Source organism: Amycolatopsis sp. A133 (assembly GCF_031082405.1).
Classification (GTDB): domain Bacteria; phylum Actinomycetota; class Actinomycetes; order Mycobacteriales; family Pseudonocardiaceae; genus Amycolatopsis.
Window position 1 is genome coordinate 24246 of sequence record NZ_JAVHJU010000056.1, and the last position, 13760, is coordinate 38005.

Annotated in this window: 15 protein-coding genes; 7 read left to right on the plus strand and 8 right to left on the minus strand. The window is 72.0% G+C overall.

What is annotated here, in order from left to right; genetic code table 11:
- Positions 1-103 precede the first annotated feature (103 nt).
- Together Q5425_RS32330 and sigJ are read left to right on the plus strand one after the other, a co-directional pair.
- On the plus strand, positions 104-1153 hold the full coding sequence (locus tag Q5425_RS32330) for an amidohydrolase family protein (RefSeq protein ID WP_308676138.1): 1050 nt from the start codon (positions 104-106) through the stop codon (positions 1151-1153).
- Between the two features lie 181 nt (positions 1154-1334).
- Positions 1335-2198 carry an RNA polymerase sigma factor SigJ gene (gene sigJ / locus Q5425_RS32335; protein ID WP_308676139.1) on the plus strand — a complete coding sequence of 288 codons (864 nt, stop codon included), beginning with the start codon at positions 1335-1337 and terminating at the stop codon, positions 2196-2198.
- Positions 2199-2207: 9 nt separating this feature from the next.
- Here sigJ and Q5425_RS32340 read toward each other — a convergent pair whose 3' ends face one another.
- Positions 2208-2381 (minus strand): hypothetical protein, encoded by a 174-nt coding sequence (locus Q5425_RS32340; protein WP_308676140.1) that lies wholly within the window; start codon positions 2379-2381, stop codon positions 2208-2210.
- Positions 2382-2720: 339 nt separating this feature from the next.
- Here Q5425_RS32340 and Q5425_RS32345 point away from each other — a divergent pair, with 339 nt between their 5' ends.
- Together Q5425_RS32345 and shbA are read left to right on the plus strand one after the other, a co-directional pair.
- The gene (locus tag Q5425_RS32345; RefSeq protein ID WP_308676141.1) at positions 2721-3668 is read left to right on the plus strand and encodes a hypothetical protein; all 948 of its coding nucleotides are present in this window, start codon (positions 2721-2723) and stop codon (positions 3666-3668) included.
- Between the two features lie 212 nt (positions 3669-3880).
- On the plus strand, positions 3881-4537 hold the full coding sequence (gene shbA / locus Q5425_RS32350; RefSeq protein ID WP_308676142.1) for an RNA polymerase sigma factor ShbA: 657 nt from the start codon (positions 3881-3883) through the stop codon (positions 4535-4537).
- 3 nt (positions 4538-4540) lie between these two features.
- Here shbA and Q5425_RS32355 read toward each other — a convergent pair whose 3' ends face one another.
- The 3 genes from Q5425_RS32355 to Q5425_RS32365 form a co-directional block, all read right to left on the minus strand.
- Entirely contained in the window at positions 4541-4843 is a 303-nt protein-coding gene (locus tag Q5425_RS32355) for a cupin domain-containing protein (protein ID WP_308676143.1), read from the minus strand.
- Between the two features lie 28 nt (positions 4844-4871).
- A complete protein-coding gene (locus Q5425_RS32360) occupies positions 4872-5372 on the minus strand; it encodes a sigma-70 family RNA polymerase sigma factor (RefSeq protein ID WP_308676144.1) in 501 nt (166 codons plus the stop codon).
- Positions 5373-5495: 123 nt separating this feature from the next.
- Positions 5496-6212 (minus strand): SDR family oxidoreductase, encoded by a 717-nt coding sequence (locus Q5425_RS32365; RefSeq protein WP_308676145.1) that lies wholly within the window; start codon positions 6210-6212, stop codon positions 5496-5498.
- 85 nt (positions 6213-6297) lie between these two features.
- On the opposite strand from Q5425_RS32365, the gene Q5425_RS32370 reads away from it, so the two are divergent.
- Positions 6298-6837 carry a TetR/AcrR family transcriptional regulator gene (locus Q5425_RS32370; RefSeq protein WP_308676180.1) on the plus strand — a complete coding sequence of 180 codons (540 nt, stop codon included), beginning with the start codon at positions 6298-6300 and terminating at the stop codon, positions 6835-6837.
- On the opposite strand, the gene Q5425_RS32375 is transcribed toward Q5425_RS32370, so the two are convergent.
- Positions 6834-7202 (minus strand): RNA-binding S4 domain-containing protein, encoded by a 369-nt coding sequence (locus tag Q5425_RS32375; RefSeq protein WP_308676146.1) that lies wholly within the window; start codon positions 7200-7202, stop codon positions 6834-6836. The two genes, Q5425_RS32370 and Q5425_RS32375, sit on opposite strands and share 4 nt — an antisense overlap.
- Positions 7203-7411: 209 nt before the next feature.
- On the opposite strand from Q5425_RS32375, the gene Q5425_RS32380 reads away from it, so the two are divergent.
- A complete protein-coding gene (locus Q5425_RS32380) occupies positions 7412-8974 on the plus strand; it encodes a GMC oxidoreductase (protein ID WP_308676147.1) in 1563 nt (520 codons plus the stop codon).
- Positions 8975-9028: 54 nt separating this feature from the next.
- On the opposite strand, the gene Q5425_RS32385 is transcribed toward Q5425_RS32380, so the two are convergent.
- Together Q5425_RS32385 and Q5425_RS32390 are read right to left on the minus strand one after the other, a co-directional pair.
- Positions 9029-9514 (minus strand): carboxymuconolactone decarboxylase family protein, encoded by a 486-nt coding sequence (locus tag Q5425_RS32385; RefSeq protein WP_308676148.1) that lies wholly within the window; start codon positions 9512-9514, stop codon positions 9029-9031.
- Positions 9511-10587: a dihydrodipicolinate reductase gene (locus Q5425_RS32390; protein ID WP_308676149.1), complete on the minus strand. Its 1077-nt coding sequence runs from the start codon at positions 10585-10587 to the stop codon at positions 9511-9513. Before Q5425_RS32390 ends, Q5425_RS32385 begins: the two co-directional genes overlap by 4 nt.
- 114 nt (positions 10588-10701) lie before the next feature.
- On the opposite strand from Q5425_RS32390, the gene ilvD reads away from it, so the two are divergent.
- On the plus strand, positions 10702-12393 hold the full coding sequence (gene ilvD / locus Q5425_RS32395) for a dihydroxy-acid dehydratase (RefSeq protein ID WP_308676150.1): 1692 nt from the start codon (positions 10702-10704) through the stop codon (positions 12391-12393).
- Here the strand turns inward: ilvD and Q5425_RS32400 are convergent.
- Positions 12372-13748, minus strand: a complete 1377-nt coding sequence (locus Q5425_RS32400; protein WP_308676151.1) for a fatty acid--CoA ligase family protein — start codon at positions 13746-13748, stop codon at positions 12372-12374. The two genes, ilvD and Q5425_RS32400, sit on opposite strands and share 22 nt — an antisense overlap.
- Positions 13749-13760: the final 12 nt, after the last annotated feature.

Consider the following 13760-nt stretch of genomic DNA (forward strand, 5'->3'; position numbering starts at 1 on the left):
TGTTCGCCGTGTCCCATGGTCGTGATCGCCGCCGCCGCGGTCGTCCGCCGTGGTACGGCACTTGCGCCTACGCCGGGCGGCGTACGCGGCTACGGTCGGCGGGGTGATCACGCGCATCCGGGGGTACGCGCTGCGCGGCGCCGAGCACCTCGACCTCTACGCCGACGGGGACCGCTGGACGACCGACCCGGTGCCCGGCGCGACCCTGGTGGGCGAGGGCTGGCTGGTCCCCGGCCTGGTCGACGCGCACACCCACCCCGGTGCGGCCGAACCCGGGCAGCCGATGGACGAAGAGCTGCTCCGGGAGCAGCTGCACCAGCACGTCGACGCCGGGGTCACGCTGATCCGGTCACCCGGGCTGCCGGGCGAGCCGCCGCCGTGGTTCGGCGAGGACCCCGACGTGCCGCGGGCCCGGCACGCGGGTCCCTGGCTGGCGCAGCACGGCCAGTTCTTCGACGGCTGGGGCCGTCGCGCCGAGCACCGCGAACTGCCCGGGCTGGCGGCCGCGCAGGCCGCGCGGACCGGCTGGGCGAAGATCATCGCGGACTGGCGGGTCGGCGATTCCGCGGTGCCGGTGGACGTGTTGCGGGCCGTCGTGCGCGAGGTGCACGCGGCCGGCGGCCGGGTCGCGGTGCACAGCCAGCACCCCGAGGGCGGCGCGGCCGCGGTGGCGGCGGGCGTCGACTCCCTCGAGCACGGCATGTGCCTCGACCCGGGTCTCCTGGCGCGGATGGCCGCCCAGGGCACGGCGTTGACCCCGACGCTGTCGGTGATCACGGCCGGCTTGCGGCGGCGGGAAGAAGAACCGGACAGCCCGGCGCGGAGGTGGTACCTCCGCGGGGCGGGGAACCACGCCTCGCTGACGGCGGCCGCGGCGGAAGCCGGGGTGCGGGTGCTGGCGGGGACGGATTCCCTGCCGCACGGCGGAATCGTCGCGGAGATCCGGGCGCTGGTGGCCGCGGGGGTCCGGCCGCACGAAGCCCTGGCGGCGGCGTCGTGGAGCGCGCGCGAATACCTCGGCCTGGGCGGTCTGGAACCGGGTGCGCCCGCGGACGCGGTGGTCTACGACCGGGATCCGCGGGAAGACCCCGGTCAGCTCGCCGACCCGGCGGCCGTGGTGCTGCGGGGCCGGTGCGTGCGGCGCCGTGGATGACGACGACGCCGCGCCGGCGCAGGGAACCACGTCGCTGAGGAACCCGGAGGCGTCACTTTCGTAGGGAAAGTGGCGTCTCGAGGGCTCCAGACGTCACTTTCGTAGGGAAAGTGACGTCACGGGCCGCCGGGTGATCAATTTGCCGGTGTCACAGATCGGCGTCCGGGGTCGTCGGAATGGGGTGACTGATCCCTTGTGCGAGCGGCGGCAGCTGCTCGGCCTCGCCTACCGGCTGCTGGGCTCCTTGAGCGACGCCGAAGACGTCGTCCAGGAGGCGTACGGCCGGTGGTACGCCCTGACCGGACCGCAGCGGGACTCGATCGAATCGCCCGGTGCCTGGCTGACGACCGTGGCGAGCCGCATCTGTCTCGACCAGCTCGGCTCGGCGCGGGTGCGGCGGGAGCGGTACGTCGGCGAGTGGCTCCCCGAGCCGCTGCCGGGACAGGCCGGGTCGCTCGCCGATCCGGCCGACCACGTCACGCTGGACGAGTCCGTCACCATGGCCTTCCTCGTTGTGCTGGAGTCGATGACGCCGGCCGAGCGCGTGGCCTTCGTCCTGCACGACGTCTTCGGCTACCCGTTCGCCGAGGTGGCGACGGTCCTCGGCCGGACGCCGGCCGCGTGCCGCCAGCTGGCCGCTTCGGCGCGGCGGCGCGTCCGCGCGGCCCGTGCGCCGGTGCCCGCCCGGGGCAGCGCCGGCGTCGTCCGGGCCTTCAAGCTGGCCTGGGCGGCGCGGGACGTCGAACGGCTGGTCGGGCTGCTCGACCCGGAGGCCACCGTCGTCGCGGACGGTGGTGGGCTGGCCAGTGCGGTGCGCCGCCCGGTCGAGGGACGCGAGCGGGTCGCGCGCTACGCCGTGGACCTCGCCGGCCGGATCCCGGCGCTGGCGCTCGTGGAGACCACGGTCAACGGGCGGCCGGGCCTCGCCGCGTGGCGGGACGGCGCCGTCGTGGCCGTCATGGCGTTCGAGGTGGCGGGCGAGTCGGTCCGGCGGATCTGGGCGGTGCGGAACCTGGAGAAGCTCCGCCGGTGGCAGGGGGCGTAGGGGACGCCGTCAGCCGGAACCGCCGGTGTCCTCGTGCCGGCTCCGCGGCGCCGGCACGAGGAACGCGATCGCCGTCGCGGCCACGCCGGCGAGCACGGACAGGTGCGCGGCGGCCGGTACGGCGCTGATCAGGAACAGCCGCAGCGACCCCGAGATCAGCAGGCGCCACATCCTGGGGCTCATGATCAACAAGTACCCGCGCGCCGCCTCCGCCAACCGGTGCCGGGACGGCGGCGGGGTGACGTTCACCCGGCGGAGTGGGGTGCCGGCCGGGCCGGAAAGGGCGAACCCGCGTTCGTCCGTTCGACGCGTTCGACAGCCGGGTCGCGTGGCTTTCCGCCGGGAAATCGTCGTGGCGCAATGCGGCTGTTGTTAACACAACGCCAAGGAGTTTCGGCGTTTCCGCTCGCGGCGAAACGGAAACCGCGGGATAACGATCCGTTTGCCGGACCGTGATCGACTGGACATGGGCGGGGGTGCTGGCGAACATTGACTCCCGTGCGAGGAAGGGGAGGGGAAACGGTGAGCCCCAGTGCGGCGGACGTGGTCGGCGAACTCAAGGCCCTGCGCAAAGGGAGGGCAATTTTCACCACACCGCTCGCGGCCCGCGTCGGCCCCGCATTGCGCTCGGCTTGCGGCATTGTGGAAGATGACGGAACCGTGGAGATGCGGCGCAAGCTGTCCGATCGATTGCGGCCGCTGGTCGAGTCGTTGCCGGACGATCTGAAGATCGCCCTGCTCGCCGCATTCGCGCTCGACGACCGCGCGCGGAAACCGTTCTACCAGGAACGGGTGCACTGGGCGGCGATCACCCTCGACCGCGACGACCGGACGGTCCGGCGGCGGATCGACGAGGGGATCGAGCAGGTCGCCGCACTGGCCGTCGCGGCGGCCGAGCCGGCGTCCCGGCGCTATCCGAGCCGCAGCTGGCACACCGAAGAACTGCGCGTCACGCTGGCCGTCGACCAGCCGGTGCCGGAGGCGTTCGAATTCCGGCGGGTGATCGCCGACGCCGACGAAATCGCCGTGCTCGACCTCGCGTTGACCCTGCCGGTCCCCGGCGAATCCGGCGATTCGGTGCGCGAGCCCGATCTCGGCGTCGACGTGTTCCACGGCGGTGTGCTCGACGGCCGGGTGCGGGAATCGAGTGACCGGATCGGGCTGGCGTTGCGGCTGCCGGAGCCGCTGCGGCGCGGCGTGCGGCACGAGGTCGGCCTCCGTTTCCGGGCGAACCTGCGAGAACCGCGTTACGTGTGCGTGCCGCGGCACCCCTGCGATCTTTTTGATCTGCACGTCCGGTTCGGTGATCGGGTGCCGAAGCGGATCCTGCGGGTGGAAAAGGTTTTCCCGCGCGGCGCGGGCGACTGGGCGCGAACCGGCACCGTGCTGGCGGCCGACGACGCGGGCGAGGTGCACGTCCGGTTCCGGAATCTCGCTCCCGGCTTCGCTTACGGAATCCGCTGGGCGTGATCTGTCCACTATTTGTCCCGTGTCCCGCCGAGGTCCGGCGGCCGTTCCGGCCGAGCCGTGAATGGTTAACGGACAATATCTGGACAACCACCAGCACCCTGCAACGTTGCTGGTCAGCGCCTCGATTACTCCGTATGTCGGACCGGGACCGTCCAGGCAGCAAAATGTCCGTTGTGGACGGATGAGGCCCGGCGGCGGACAGAGGAGGGCCCGTGGAGACCAGGATTTCCCAGGCGGCGCCGGTGGTGGCGGCGGCCGTCGACGGTTACACCGTGCTGGAGGATTCGCCGAGGCCGGAGGGCGCTCTGGCGAAGGAGCGGCTCGACCCGATGGTGGCGGCGGCGCGCGGCGGCGACCCGGACGCGGTCCAGGCGCTGCTGCGGCTGATCAAGCCGACGGTCGTGCGTTACTGCCGGGCGCGGATCGGCGGCCGCGACCTGTCCTACCTCTCGGCCGACGACGTCGCCCAGGAGGTGTGCCTGGCGGTGCTGAAGGTGCTGCCGAACTACCAGGACCGCGGCGGCTCGTTCCTGTACCTCGTGCGCGCGATCGCGGCGAACAAGGTCGCCGACGCGTTCCGCTCGGTGGCCAGGGACCGGTCGAAGCCGGTGCCGGAGCTGCCGGACCGGCCCCTGGGCGGCAACGAGCCGGAGAACCACGTCCTCGAGCTGGACCTCGGTGCCCGGCTGGGCCGGCTGATGGCGTCGCTGCCGCCGCTGCACCAGGACATCCTGTCCCTGCGGATCGTCGCCGGCCTGTCGGCGAACGAGACGGCGGAGGCGCTGGGCATCTCCGCCGGCAACGTCCGCATCACCCAGTTCCGCGCGCTGACCAAGCTGCGCGGCATGATCGGTGACGGCGGCCTCTGAAGGTCACTCCAGCCATTCGGTGATGAAGTGGTCGCTCTCGTGGATGTGCACGGCCTCGTAGACGCCGGGGCCGAGGACGGCGAACTTGTGCGGCGTGCCGGCCGGGACGACGAGCACGTCCCCGGCGCCGCCGTCGCGCTGCTCGTCGCCGACGGTGAACCGCGCCCGCCCGCGGATGATGACGAACGTCTCGGTGTAGGGGTGCCGGTGCAGCCGCGGCCCGGAGCCGGCGATGTCCGTGCTTTCGCGGATGACCGAGACTCCGGACCCGACGTCGCGCCCTTCGAAATTCTCGCTGTCGCTCACGTGGCCAGCGTAGCTGCGCGAGGTGCCGTCAGGGGCTCGTCACGACCTTGCGCAGCTGGCCGAGCGCCCGGTGCTGGGCCACGCGAACCGCTCCCGGCGTGGAACCCACGGCCGCCGCCGTCTCCTCCGCCGACAGGCCGACCACCACCCGCAGCACCACGATCTCCCGCTGCTTGCGCGGCAGCACCCGCAGCAGGTTCGCCATCCGCTCACCAAGCTCGCGCCGCAGCGCCTGGGGCTCGGGACCCGGTGAGGAGTCGGCCTCGTCGGGCAGCTCGGCCACCGGCTCGTCCTGCTGCCGGGCGGCGGCCTTGCGTGCCGCGGCGACCTGGTGGCGGGCGATGTCCCACACGAAGTCCGGGAACGGCCGCTCCGGCCGCCGCCGCGGGAGGGCCTTGAGCAGCGCCACGTAGACGTCCTGGGCGACGTCGTCCGCCGAGTCCGGGCCGAGGCGGGCGCGGCAGTAGCGCACCACCAGCGGCCGCGCCGCGGCCAGCAGCAGGTCCGGGGTCGTGCTGGTCCTCGCCATGGCACCTCCGGGCCGGGAACTACCCGTTTTCCGCCCCGCCCCACCCGCTCCGCGCGGATTCCCGGGTATGTCCGGGCCGGCCGCCGAACGGACGGCGATCCCTTGGTCCACAGGGGAATTGACCTAGGCCTGCGCGGTGGGCCGGACGACGATCTCGTTGACGTCGACGTCCGCGGGCTGCTCGATGGCGAACGCGATGGCGCGGGCGATCGCCTCCGGGGGGATGGCGACGGCGTCGCGGGTCTCGCCGAGCTGGGCTCGGACCTCCTGCTCCGGGATCCCGTCGATGAAGTCGGTCGCGATGAACCCCGGGGACACGAGCGAGACGCGCAGGTTCGGGCCCGCCTCCTGGCGCAGGCCTTCGGAGATCGTGCGGACGGCCGTCTTCGTGGCCGCGTACACCGCCATCGTCGGCACCGTGCGGTACGCCGCCGTCGACGCCGTGTGCACGAACTGGCCGGAGCCCTGCTCGCGGAACACCGGCAGGGCCGCCGCGATGCCGTGCAGCACGCCCTTGACGTTGACGTCGATCATCGCGTCCCAGTCGTCGACGCGCAGGGAGTCGAGCGGCGAGATCGGCCCGACGCCCGCGTTGCCGACGAGGACGTCGAGCCTGCCGTGCGTCTCCCGGGCCACCCGGACCAGCGCGGCGACGTCTCCGGCGCGCCGGACGTCCGTCGGCAGGCTGATCGCGCCCAGCCGCTGCGCGAGCGCGTCCAGCCGGTCCTTGCGCCGGGCGCCCAGTACGACCTTCGCGCCGCGTTCGGCCAGCAGTTCCGCGGTCGCCGCCCCGATCCCGCTGCTCGCTCCGGTGATCACGACGACCTTGTTCTTGATCATGATTCTCCTCGAGTTAAGTGGACATCTGTCCGTTTCGACGGTAGCGGACAGCTGTCCGGTTGGCTAGGGTGACGGAGTGACGCCGATGCGAGCCGACGCCGAGCAGAACCGCGAGCGGATCCTGGAGGTGGCGCGGACGGCGCTCAAGGCGTCCAGCGCCGCCTCACTGCAGTCGATCGCGAAGGCGGCCGGGGTGGGGCAGGGCACGCTCTACCGGCACTTCCCCAGCCGGGAAGCGCTGCTGATCGCGGTGTACCGCCACGACCTCGACGAGCTCGTCGACGCGGCCCCGGTGCTGCTCGGCGAACACGGGCCGGCGGAGGCGCTCCGGCAGTGGTTCGAGCGCCTGGCGGCGTACGGCCGCATCAAGCACGGAGTGGCCCAAGCCGTCGAGGCGGCCACGCGCGCCGACCTGTCCGGGGAGTACTACCAACCGGTGTGCGACGCCATCACGCTGCTGCTGGACGCGGGCCAGGCGGCGGGCACGCTGCGCGAAGACGTCGACGCCGAGGACGTCCTGCAGCTGGTCGGGTTCCTCTGGCGCAACGACTTCGGCGCCGAGCGGGAGGCGCGGACGCGGCACCTGCTGTCGGTGGTGCTGGACGGCCTGAAGGCCCGTTCCTAGGGCTCCTGCCCGGTCCGGAACGCGTCGAGCACGCGACGCTCCCTTTTGGTCGGCCGGCCCGCGCCGCGGTCGCGGCGGGCGACCGGGATCGCCGTTTCCGGGGGCGGCTTCGGTGTCCGGTCCACGTAACACGTCACGGCGTCCGGTGCGCCCACGCGCTTCTGGATCACGCGGACCACGTCGAAGATCCGGGTTGTCCCGCCGATGCGCAGGCGCACTTCGTCGCCCGGTACGACGGTCGTCGCCGGCTTCGCCGGCTTGTCGTTGACGCGCACGTGGCCGCCGCGGCAGGCCGCCGCGGCGTCCGGGCGGGTCTTCATCAGCCGGACCGCCCAGAGCCAGCGGTCCACTCGGGTGGACTCCACAGTCGTCCATCATGGCCCATTCAGCGGCACGCCCCCACCACCCCGGCAGGTTACTCGTGGGTATATGTCGACTTGTCTGCAGCACCCGACTATAACTTGTTCTAAAATACCTCAACGGTGAGGAACAACACATGAGTGACGAACCCGTGTGGAGAACAACTTCCGGCTCCGTTTCCCGGCGCCTCTTCATCGCTGGAACCGGTTCTATATTGGCGGGCGCCGCGCTGGCCGGCCGGGCCGCGGCCGCACCGCCACAGCCGGCGGCCGCGGCCGCCGTTCCCGACGGTGCCCGCGTGTCCGCGCTGGTGATCGGGTCCGGCTACGGCGGCTCGGTCGCCGCCCTGCGGCTCGCCGAGGCCGGCGTCGACGTGCACATGGTCGAAATGGGCATGGCCTGGGACACCCCGGGCTCCGACGGCAAGATCTTCGCCAACACGACCACGCCCGACCAGCGCTCGTTCTGGTTGCGCACCAGGACGAAGCAGCCGCTGTCCAACTTCCTCGGGTTCCCGATCGACAAGGACATCCCGCGCTACACGGGCATCCTCGACGCCGAGGAGTTCAGCGGGATCACCGTGTACCAGGGCCGCGGGGTCGGCGGCGGCTCGCTCGTCAACGGCGGCATGGCCGTCACGCCGAAGCGGGAGAACTTCGGCGCGATCCTGCCGACGGTGAACGCGGACGAGATGTACAACGTCTACTACCCGCGCGCCAACGCCGGGCTCGGCGTCGCCACCGTGCGCCCGGCCTGGTTCGACACCACCGACTGCTACCAGTACGCCCGCGTGGGCCGCAAACAGGCCCAGCGGTCCGGGTTCCCGTTCGTGTTCGTCCCGGACGTCTACGACTGGGACTACATGGAGAAGGAAGCCGCGGGCACGGTGCCGAAGTCGGCGCTGGCCGGGGAAATCCTGTACGGCAACAACTACGGCAAGAAATCCCTGCAGAAGACCTACCTCCCGCGGATCGCCGCGACCGGCCGGGTCACCATCTCGCCCCTGCACCGCGTGACGCAGGTCGTGCCCGCCTCGGGCGGCGGCTACACGGTGACGATCGAGCAGCTCACCACCGCGGGCGCGGTGTCCACGATCAAGACCGTCACGGCGGGCAAGGTGTTCTTCGCCGCGGGCAGCGTCGGGACGAGCAAGCTGCTGGTGAAGCTCAAGGCGACCGGGGCGCTGCCGAACCTGAACGGCGAGGTCGGCAAAGGCTGGGGCGACAACGGGAACGTGATGTGCGGGCGCGCCAACCACATCTGGGACCCGACCGGGGCGCTCCAGTCGTCCATCCCGTGCGGTGGCATCGACAACTGGAACGCGGGCGGCGCGTTCGCCGAAGTGGCGCCGCTGCCGACCGGGATCGAGACGTGGGCGTCGTTCTACCTGTCGATCACCAAGAACCCGAACCGCGCGCAGTTCACCTGGAACCCGGCCACGCGGGCGGCCGAGCTGAACTGGCAGACGGCGTGGAAGCAGCCGTCAATCGACATGGCGAAGACCATCTTCGACAAGATCAACGCGACGGAGGGCACGATCTACCGCACCGACCTCTTCGGCGTGTACAAGATCTGGGGTGACCACCTCACCTACCACCCGCTCGGCGGCGCGGTGCTCGGCAAGGCGACCGACAACTACGGCAGGCTCGCCGGTTACCCGGGCCTGTACGCGATCGACGGTTCGCTGATCCCGGGCAACACCAGCGTCAACCCGTTCGTCACCATCACGGCCCTGGCCGAACGGAACATCGAGAAGATCATCGCAACGGACTTCTGACCCCTGCCGCACCCGGTCGTGAGTGGTAAAGCGGGTTAGAACCCGCTTTACCACTCACGACCGGTGGGACGGGAGGACGCAGGCGGTGTCGAGGCCGAGGACGTGGTTCAGCCGCCCGAACGCGAGCCACGCGCCGAGGCTCATGCTCAGCTCGACGACCTCCTGCTGCGTGTAGTGCTCGGCCATCCGCTTCCAGAACTCGTCGTCGAGGTGGTGGTGGTCGGTCGCGTACCGCTCGGCGTACTCCGCCGCGAGCCGCGTCCGGTCGTCGAAGCGGTCGGTGGTGCGCCACTCGAGGACCGCGTCGGCGAACTCCTCTTCGACCTTCTGCCCGTCGCGTTCGGTGCGCCAGTCGAGGCAGAAGACGCAGCCGTTGATCTGCGCGATCCGCAGCCGCGCGGCCTCGAACTCCCGCAGGCCCAGCGTCGTGTGCTCGTACACCGCGAGTGAGAACTTCGACGCGGCGATCCCGATGCCGGGCACCATCTCGCCCCAGACGTACCCGATCGGGTCCTTGCCCGCGGGGATGTCGATGTTCACGGACGCCTCCTTCCGAGCTTGCCGGCTGCCGGGCGCAGCGGGACGTCGAGTGCGTCGTAGAGGCCGGGTTCCGCCGCGGCCAGCCAGTCGATGGCGCCGACCAGGCGGCCGACGGCGGTGGCGTTCCCGCCCGCCGACCGGTTTTCGCCTTCGTCGGTGGCCTCGACGGTGACTTCGATGCGCGGCCGGCCTTCGATGATCACGCGGTGCGCGCCGTCGCCGCTGGGCGGTGCCGGCCAGTCGGGCGCGCACGCCGGGTGGATGCGGGTGACGTGCTCGATGACGATCCGCGGTTCGCCGTCGACGATGCCCTGCACCTCGAACCGCACCGCGCCCTGCGTGCCCTTTTCGAACTCGCCCATGGTCCGCGTGGTGACGGTTTTGTCCAGGGGCCGCCGATCCAGGGTCTCGCGCAGCTCGGTCACCTCGACGCCGAGGCCGCGCGCGATCAGCCGGACCTGCCCGCCCCACACCATCGACGGCACACCGGTCATCAGCATCGGCGGGTCGTAGTCCATCGGCTGGCCCATCCCGACCAGGTACCGGACGGAGTCGGGCTGCTCGTAGGTCGAGTAGTCGAAGATCTCCTGGCAGCGGACGACGTCGACGTCCGTGCCGAGCCCGCTGATCAGCAGCGGCAGCACGTCGTTGCCCCAGCCGGGGTCGACGCCGGAGACGAACAGCGAGCCACCGCCGTCGGCGATCGCGGCGAGCACGGGATCCCGCAGCTCCGGGGGTGCGTTCCGCTGGTCGTAGAGGGGGTAGAGCGCCGGCGTCACGACGACCGCGCCCGCCCGGACCGCGCGCACGATGTCGGCGAGCGCGTCGTCGAACCGGACGTCGCCCGAAGCGGCGTAGACGATGGCGCGCGGACTCGTGGCCAGGACGGCGTCGATGTCGTCCGTCGCGGCGACACCCAGCGCACCGGCTCCGGCCAGCTCGCCGGCGTCCTTGCCGACCTTCGCTCTGTCGTGGACGAGCACCGCGGTCAGCTTCAGCGCCGGGTGGGCGTCGACGGCCCGGATGGCGGCCCGGCCGACGTTGCCCGTGCCCCACACGACTGTGGCAATCATGCTGCCGATGTTTTCGCCCGCTCGCGCGGGCGCGGTAGGACTTCGTTCCACCCAGCGGACCGCGCGTCCGTTGGTAACATGACCAGCGCCCGAACGTCGTATCGGAGGCCCGCGATGACGATCGACCCGAAGCCCCGCAGCCGCACGGTGACCGACGGGATCGAGGCCGCGCCCGCCAGAGGCATGCTGCGCGCCGTCGGGATGGGGGACGGCGACTGGCGCAAGCCGATCATCGGCGTCGCCAGCTCGTGGAACGAGATCACGCCGTGCAACCTGTCGCTGGACCGGCTGGCCCAGGCGGCCAAGGAGGGCGTGCACGCGGGCGGCGGCTACCCGCTGCAGTTCGGCACCATCTCGGTGTCCGACGGCATCTCCATGGGCCACGACGGCATGCACTTCTCGCTGGTCTCCCGCGAGGTCATCGCCGACTCGGTCGAGACGGTGATGCAGGCCGAGCGGCTCGACGGCTCGATCCTGCTGGCCGGCTGCGACAAGTCGCTGCCGGGCATGCTGATGGCCGCCGCGCGCCTCGACCTGGCGTCGGTGTTCCTCTACGCGGGCACGATCGCCCCCGGCTGGGTGAAGCTCACCGACGGCTCCGAGAAGGACGTCACGCTCATCGACGCCTTCGAGGCGGTCGGCGCGTGCCGGGCGGGGCGGCTCGGGACCGACGACCTAGACCGCATCGAACGCGCCATCTGCCCCGGTGAGGGCGCCTGCGGCGGGATGTACACCGCGAACACGATGGCGTCGGCGGCCGAAGCGATGGGGATGAGCATGCCGGGGTCGGCCGCGCCGCCATCCGCGGACCGCCGCCGCGACCACTACGCCCACCTTTCCGGCGAGGCCGTGGTCGGCCTGCTCGAACGCGGCATCACCGCGCGCGACATCTTGACGCGCGAGGCGTTCGAGAACGCCATCACCGTCGTCATGGCCCTCGGCGGTTCGACCAACGCGGTGCTGCACCTGCTGGCCATCGCGCACGAAGCAAAGGTCGAGCTGACCCTGGACGACTTCAACCAGGTGGGCGACCGCGTCCCGCACCTGGGCGACCTGAAGCCGTTCGGCAAGTACGTCATGAACGACATCGACCGCCACGGCGGCATCCCGGTGCTGATGAAGGCGCTGCTGGACGAGGGCCTGCTCCACGGCGACGCGCTGACCGTCACCGGCCGCACGGTGGCCGAGAACCTCGCCGAGCTCGACCCGGACCCGATCGACGGCGAGGTCCTGCGCCGGCTGGACAACCCGCTGCACCCGACCGGCGGCATCACCATCCTGCGCGGCTCGCTCGCGCCCGACGGCGCGGTCGTGAAGTCCGCCGGCTTCGACACCGCCGGCTTCGAGGGCCCGGCGCGCGTGTTCGAGCGCGAGCAGGAGGCGATGGCGGCGCTGAACGAGGGCCGGATCCAGGCCGGGGACGTCGTGATCATCCGGTACGAAGGCCCCAAGGGCGGGCCGGGCATGCGCGAGATGCTCGCGATCACCGCGGCGATCAAGGGCGCCGGGCTGGGCAAGGACGTGCTGCTGCTGACCGACGGGCGGTTCTCCGGCGGCACCACCGGCCTGTGCATCGGCCACGTCGCGCCGGAGGCGGTCGACGGCGGGCCGATCGCCTTCGTCCGCACCGGCGACCGGATCGCCGTCGACATCAAGGCGCGCAGCATCGACCTGCTGGTCGACGCCGCCGAGCTGGCCCGGCGCCGCGAAGGCTGGGAGCCGCTGCCGAACAAGTTCCCGGAAGGCGTGCTCGGCAAGTACGCGAAGCTCGTGCGGTCGTCGTCCTACGGGGCCGTCACGAGCTGAACGAGGGCGCGTTTGTCCACCTTGCCCACGTCGGTGAGCGGCAGCGCGTCGACGAAGTCCACGGCCGCCGGGACGTAGTGCTCCTGGCCGAAGGCGGCCCGGGCGTGGGCTTTCAGGTCGTCTCCGGTCACCGCACCGGCCGCGACCACGACGGCGTGCAGCTGCCGGCCTTCGCCGGTGGCGAGGCCGAAGACGGCCGCGCTCCGGACCGCCGGGTGGGTCTCCAGAGCGTGTTCGACGACGGTCGTGGGCACCTTCGTGCCGTGCTCGCCGACCACGACGACGTCGTCGGCGCGGTCGAGCAGGTAGAGGTAGCCCTCGTCGTCGAAGCGGCCGAGGTCACCGGTGCGCAGCCAGCCCGCGCCGACGTCCGGGCCGCCGAGGTAACCGTCCATCATGGACAGCCCGCGGACCTCCACCTCGCCGTCGGTGATGCGCGCCTCCATCCCCGGCACGATCCGGCCGACCGAGCCCAGCCGCTCCGGCCGGTCGATCAGCTCGGCGGCGGAGACGCTCGCGATCATCGGGGCTTCGGTGAGGCCGTAGCCCTGGCCGACGACCGGGCCGAAGACGTCGAGGGCCTGGGCGAGCCGGTGCGGCGGCAGCGGCGCGGCACCGAGGGAGAGCGACCGCACGCTGGTGAGGTCGGTTTCCGGGCGCTTCGGGTGGTCCAGGACCGCGGCCAGCCGCGGCGGCGTCAGCGACAGCGTGTCGATCCGGTGCGTCTGGATCGCTTCAAGGACGGCTGCTGCGTCGAAGCCGTCGTGCACCACCACGGTGTCGAGCCGCAGCAGGGCGCCGAGCACGGTGGCGTTGCCGGTCATGTGGGTCATCGGCGCGACGAGCAGCGTGCGGCCTGGGCCGTCCGGCGACGGCGTGAAGATGGCCGCCATGCCGTCGTAGATGCCGCTGTGGCGGATGAGCTTCGGGGTGCCGGTGGTGCCGCCGGTGGGGAAGAGCAGGCGGACCGTGTCCGGCGGGTTCAGCGGCTCGGGAGCGCCGTCGAGGTCGTCCAGGGTGCGGACGTCGCCGGCGGGCCAGTCGTGCGGGCGGTCGGTGACGACGGTGGCGCCGCTCGCCGCGGCGAGCCGGTCCCGCGTCGGCGCCGAGGCCGGGACCAGCAGCGCGGTCGCGCCGCGCAGGAGGGCCGCGAGCTGGACGAGCACCGTCTCGGGCCGGTTGCGGAGGTCGACGGCGACGGTGGCTTCAGTGCCGCCGAGGCCGCCGAGGCCGCCGTGCAGGCGGCGCAGCCGGTCGCGGGCCTGGTGGTAGGTGGTGACGCCGTCCTGGACGAACAGGGGGCGAGCACCGCCCTCGTCGAGAGCGGCGAGGACCTTGGCCAGGAAGAAGCTCACCCGGCGACGGTA